The organism is Corallococcus llansteffanensis, from assembly GCF_003612055.1.
Classification (GTDB): Bacteria; Myxococcota; Myxococcia; order Myxococcales; family Myxococcaceae; genus Corallococcus; species Corallococcus llansteffanensis.
In genome coordinates this window covers 1-6,004 of the sequence record NZ_RAWB01000597.1, presented here as the reverse complement: position 1 = coordinate 6,004, position 6,004 = coordinate 1, and the positions used below count along the sequence as shown (strand labels likewise).

Annotated in this window: 1 protein-coding gene; it reads left to right on the top strand. The window is 70.4% G+C overall.

The annotated features are described in order from the left end of the window. Positions 1 to 6,004, top strand: a 6,004-nt coding sequence (locus tag D7V93_RS36045) for a non-ribosomal peptide synthetase (protein ID WP_120647669.1), incomplete at both ends; no start/stop codon positions are given.

Genomic DNA, 6,004 nt, shown 5'->3' with positions numbered 1-6,004 from the left:
GCCGCGACTCCCCCACCGGAGACCCGCGCCTCGTCGCCTACGTCGTCGCTTCCAATCCCAATCCGAACGAGCTGCGCACCTTCCTCCAGCAGAAGCTGCCCGAGTACATGGTGCCCGCCGTCTTCGTTCCCCTCGCGGCCTTCCCCCTCACTCCCAACGGCAAGGTCGACCGCAAGGCCCTCCCCGCTCCGGAGGCCAGCACCACGCAGCGAGAGCGCTACGTCGCCCCGCGCACGTCCACGGAGCAGCAGCTCGCCGCGCTCTGGGCCGAAGTGCTCCGCGTCGAGCGCGTGGGCCGCGAAGATCACTTCTTCGAACTGGGAGGCCACTCGCTCCTGGCCACGCAGGTGGTGGCCCGCGTCCGCGCCACGTTCGGAGTGGAGCTGCCGTTGCGAGCCCTCTTCGAGGCCCCGACCCTCGATCAGCTCGCGCAGCGAATCGACCAGACGGGCCATGCCGCCGCGCTCCCCGCCCTGACGTCCACGCCCCGCACGGGCGAGCCCCTGCCCCTGTCCTTCGCGCAGCAGCGCCTGTGGTTCCTGGATCAGCTCCAGCCCGGAGGCTCGGCCTACAACATGCCGTTCGCCCTCCGGTTGGAGGGAGCGTTGGACGGAGCCGCGCTGGAGCGAGCCTTCACGGAGCTGGTGCGCCGCCACGAAAGCCTGCGCACCACCCTGGGTGACGAGGGCGGCACGCCCGTGCAGCACATCCATCCGCCCGCGCCCTTCCACCTCTCCGCGCGCGACCTGAGCCAGCACGAGGCCCCCGAGTCCGAGGCCCGCCGTCTGGCCCACGACGACGCACGGCGCCCCTTCGATCTCGCCCGAGGACCGCTGGTGCGAGCCAGCCTGCTGCGCCTCTCCGAACGGCAGCACGTGCTGCTGCTCAACCTGCACCACGTCATCTCCGACGGCTGGTCCAGCGGAGTGCTCGTGCGTGAGCTGGCCGCGCTCTACGAAGCCTTCCGCCAGGGCCACCCCTCGCCGCTGCGAGCCCTGCCCGTGCAGTACGCCGACTACGCCGCGTGGCAGCGCCAGTGGCTGACGGGCGACGTGCTGGAGCGGCAGGTGTCGTGGTGGAAGCAGCAGCTCGATGGAGCCCCCACGCAGTTGGAGCTGCCCACCGACTTCCCCCGTCCGCCGGTGCTCTCCAACCGGGGCGGCCGTGTCCCGGTGCGCCTTTCGAGGGAGCTGAGCAAGGCCGTCGAAGCCCTCGCACAGCGCGAAGGCGCCACGTCCTTCATGCTGCTGCTGTCCGCCTGGCAGCTCCTCCTGTCGCGCTACAGCGGCCAGGACGACCTGCTCGTGGGCACGCCCATCGCGGGCCGGCGTCACACGGAGACCGAGGACCTCATCGGCTTCTTCGTCAACACGCTGGTGCTGCGAGCCCGCGTGGACGGCGCGAGCACCTTCCGGCAGTGGCTGGCCCAGGTGCGCGAGTCCACCCTGGGAGCCTTCGAGCACCAGGACGTCCCGTTCGAGAAGCTCGTCGAGGAGCTCCAGTCCCAGAGGGATCTGAGCCGCTCGGCGCTCTTCCAGGCGTTCTTCGCGATGCAGAACGTGCCGGTGCAGGCCCTGGCCCTGCCCTCGCTGTCCCTGCATCCGCTCGCCGACGAGGATGAAGTCCTCACCAAGTTCGAGCTCTCCCTCGACCTGAACGAAACGCCCGAGGGCCTCGTCGGAGCGCTCAAGTACAGCGCCGACCTGTTCTCACCGGCCACCGCGAGCCGCATGGCGAAGCACTTCCAGGTCCTGCTGGAAGGCCTCATCGCGCACCCGGATCAGCGCCTCGCCGAGCTGTCCCTGCTGACGCCCGACGAGCGCCAGCAACTGCTCCACGCCTGGAACGACACCGCCGGAGAACTGCCTCCCGCCACCACCTTCCACGCCGCCTTCGAGCAGCAGGCCGCCCGCAGGCCCCAGGCGCCCGCCGTGAGCGACGAGGACACGGTGCTCTCGTTCGCGCAGCTCGACGCCCGAGCAAACCAGCTCGCCCGTCACCTGCGCACGCTCGGGGTTGGCCCCGAGGTCCGGGTCGCGCTCTGCTTCGAGCGTTCCGTGGACATGGTGGTCGCGCTGTTGGCCGTGATGAAGGCAGGCGGAGCGTACGTCCCGCTGGATGCGAACTGGCCCCAGCAGCGCAGGGACTTCGCGCTCCAGGACTGCGCGGCGCCGGTGCTCCTCACGCAGCGGCACCTGATCGACACCTGGCGTCCGGAGGGACTCCAGGTGCTGAGCGTCGACACGCAGAGCGCGCCCTGGGCGTCCCTGCCCGAACACGCGCTCGCGCCACTCGCCACCTCCGAGAACCTCGCGTACGTCATCTACACGTCGGGCTCCACGGGAACGCCGAAGGGCGTGATGGTGCGGCACGGCTCCGTGCTCAACCTCCACCGAGCGCTGAAGCGGACCGTCTACGCGGGCCAGCCCCAGGGCCTGCGGGTCAGCGTCAACGCACCGCTGGCCTTCGACGCCTCCGTCAAGCAACTGGTGCAGCTGTTGGATGGCCACTGCCTGTGCATCGTCCCGGAGGCCACGCGGCAGGACGCGGAGGCGATGGTGACGTGGCAGCGGAAGCACCGGGTGGACGTGCTCGACTGCACGCCGTCCCTGCTGCGGCTGATGCTCCAGGCGGGCCTGCTGGAAGGCGGCTCCGCTCCCTCGCTGCTGGTGCCGGGCGGTGAAGCCATCGACGAAGCCACCTGGAACGTGCTGGCCGCGGCCGAGCACACCCGGACCTTCAACGTCTACGGCCCCACCGAGTGCACCGTCGACGCTACGGCCTTCGCCATCCGGAGAGGAACGCAGCCCACGCTCGGAGGACCGCTGCTCAACGTGCGGACCTACGTGCTGGACGCGAACCTGCAACCAGTCCCGGTGGGCGTGGCCGGCGAGCTCTTCATCGCGGGAGCAGGCGTCGCGCGCGGCTACCTGGACCGCCCGAACCTCACCGCCGAGCGCTTCGTCCCGAACCCCTTCAGCACCGAGCCCGGTGCGCGCATGTACCGCACGGGAGACAAGGCCCGTTGGAAGGAAGACGGCACGCTCGAGTACCTGGGCCGCATCGACTTCCAGGTGAAGCTGCGAGGCTTCCGGCTGGAGCTGGGAGAGATCGAAGCCGCGCTGCAATCCCATCCCACGGTCCGCACCGCCACGGTCCTGGTCCGCGAGGACGTCCCGGGAGATCAGCGCCTCGTCGCCTACGTGGTGCCGGAAGCGCCCTGCGACGCAGGCGAGCTGCGCGCCTTCCTCCAGCAGAAGCTGCCCGAGTACATGGTGCCCTCGGCCTACGTCACGCTGGCCGCGTTCCCCCTCACGCCCAACGGCAAGGTGGACCGCAAGGCGCTCCCCGCGCCGGAGGCCAGCGCAGCGAGGAGCAAGCACTACGTCGCACCGAACACATCCACGGAGCAGCGGCTCGCGGAGCTGTGGGCCCAGGTGCTGCGAGTCGAGCGCATCGGCCGTCAGGACAACTTCTTCGAGCTGGGAGGCCACTCGCTCCTGGCCACGCAGGTGGTGTCGCGGGTCCGCTCCGCCTTCGGAGTGGAGCTGCCGCTGCGAGCCCTCTTCGAGGCCCCCGTCCTGGAGCAGCTCGCCCAGCGCGTGGAGCAGGCCAGCAGCGCCAAGGCCCTGCCCGCCCTGGTCGCCACTCCGAGGACAGGCGAGCCGCTGCCCCTGTCCTTCGCGCAGCAGCGCCTGTGGTTGCTTGATCAGCTCCAGCCTGGAGGGTCGGCCTATAACATCCCGTCAGCGCTCCGGCTCGATGGTTCCCTGGACGTGAAGGCATTGGAGCAGGCCTTCTCGGAGCTGGTGCGCCGTCACGAAGCCCTGCGCACCACCCTGCACGAAGAGGGCGGAGCACCGGTGCAGCGCATCCACGCGCCCACGCCCCTCCGGTTGCCCGTGGTCGACCTGAGCCAGCACGAAGCCCCGGAGACCGAGGCCCGACGCCTGGCCCAGGAAGAAGCCGCGACGCCGTTCGATCTCGCCCGAGGCCCCCTGCTGCGAGCCCGCCTGCTGCGTCTCTCCGAGCACCAGCACGTGCTGCTCCTCAACCTGCACCACGTGGTCTCCGACGGCTGGTCCACCGGGGTGTTGGTGCGCGAGATGTCCGCGCTCTACGAAGCCTTCCGCCAGGGCCGTCCCTCTCCGTTGCCCGAGCTGCCGATCCAGTACGCTGACTACGCGGCCTGGCAGCGCGCGTGGCTGCAAGGCGAGGTGCTGGAGCAACAGGTGGCGTGGTGGAAGCAGCAGCTCACGGGTGCACCGCACGCACTGGAGCTGCCCACGGACTTCCCGCGTCCGCCCGTGCAGTCCGCGCGAGGAGGAGCCGTCCACTTCCGCCTGCCCGTGTCGGTGAGTCAGGCGCTGGAGTCCCTGGGCCAGAAGGAGGGAGCCACCCTCTTCATGGTCCTGCTGGCCTCCACGCAGGCGTTGCTCGCGCGCTACTCCGGCCAGGACGACGTCGTCATCGGCACGCCCATCGCGGGCCGCCGCTTCTCCGAGCTGGAAGGCCTCATCGGCTTCTTCGTCAACACGCTGGCGCTGAGGGCCCGCCTGGATGACGCGCCCACCTTCCGCCAGCTGCTGGCCCGAGCGAGGGAGACGACCCTGGGAGCCCTGGCCCACCAGGACGTCCCGTTCGAGAAGCTCGTCGAAGAACTGCACCCGCAGCGGGACCTGAGCCGCACGCCGCTCTTCCAGGCGATGCTCCTCCTGCAGAACACGAGCGCGCCCACCGCGACGCAAGGGGCGCTGTCCATCCAGCCCGTGCAGGTGGAGGACCACGCCGCGAAGTTCGACCTCACGTTCGCCTTCGCCACGTCACCGGAAGGGCTGCAAGGCGCCATCACCTACAGCGCCGACCTCTTCCGCGAAGAGACGGTCCAGAGGCTCGTGAAACACCTCCAGGTGTTGCTCGGGTCCGCGGTGTCGAGCCCCGACACCCGGGTCGCCGACCTGCCAATGCTGACGCCGGACGAGCGGCAGACGCTGCTCGTGGAGTGGAACGACACGGGCACGACGCTGCGCCGGGGCCTCATCCACCACCTCGTCGCCCAGCAGGTGGCCCGCACGCCCGACGCCACCGCCCTCGTCGTCGGCACCCAGCGCCTCACCTACGCCCAGCTTGATGCACGGGCCAACCAGCTCGCGCACCACCTGCGCGCGCAAGGCGTCGGGCCCGAGGTGCGCGTCGCTGTCTGCCTGGAGCGCAACGTCGACCTCGTCACCTCCCTGCTCGCCATCCTCAAGGCCGGTGGCACCTACGTGCCGCTCGACCCGACGTACCCCCGCCAGCGCCTCGACTTCACCCTCGCGGACTCCGGCGCGCGGATCCTGATCTCCCACCAGTCGCTGCTGGAGTCCCTCAAGCTCGACACCCAGGGCGTGGACACCCTCTGCCTCGACGCGCTTCCCGAAGGCGTCGCGTCACGGCCCACGTCGGCGCCAGGCACGAACGTGACCGAGGCGAACCTCGCCTACGTCATCTACACGTCCGGCTCCACGGGCAGGCCCAAGGGCGTCGCCATCTCCCACGCGAGCGCCACCGCCTTCCTCGACTGGGCCCTATCCACCTTCTCCCCTGCCCAGTTGGCCGGCACGCTGGCGGCCACGTCCGTCTGCTTCGACCTCTCCGTCTTCGAGCTCTTCGCGCCTCTCGCCTGCGGTGGCGCGGTGCTGCTCGCTGACAACGCCCTCGCTCTCGCGAGCCTGCCCGCCGCCGCCGAGGTGACGCTCATCAACACCGTCCCCTCCGCCATCGCCGAGCTGCTTCGGTTGAAGGCTCTGCCCCCTTCCGCACGCACCATCAACCTCGCGGGTGAGCCGCTTCCCGGCACCCTCGCGCGCGCCCTCTACGCCACCGGCTCCGTCGAGCACGTCTTCAACCTCTACGGCCCCACCGAGGACACCACCTACTCCACCTTCACCCGCGTCCCTCACGCCGAGGGCGAGCCCACCATCGGCCTGCCCCTCCCCGAGACGAGCGCCTACGTCCTCAGCCC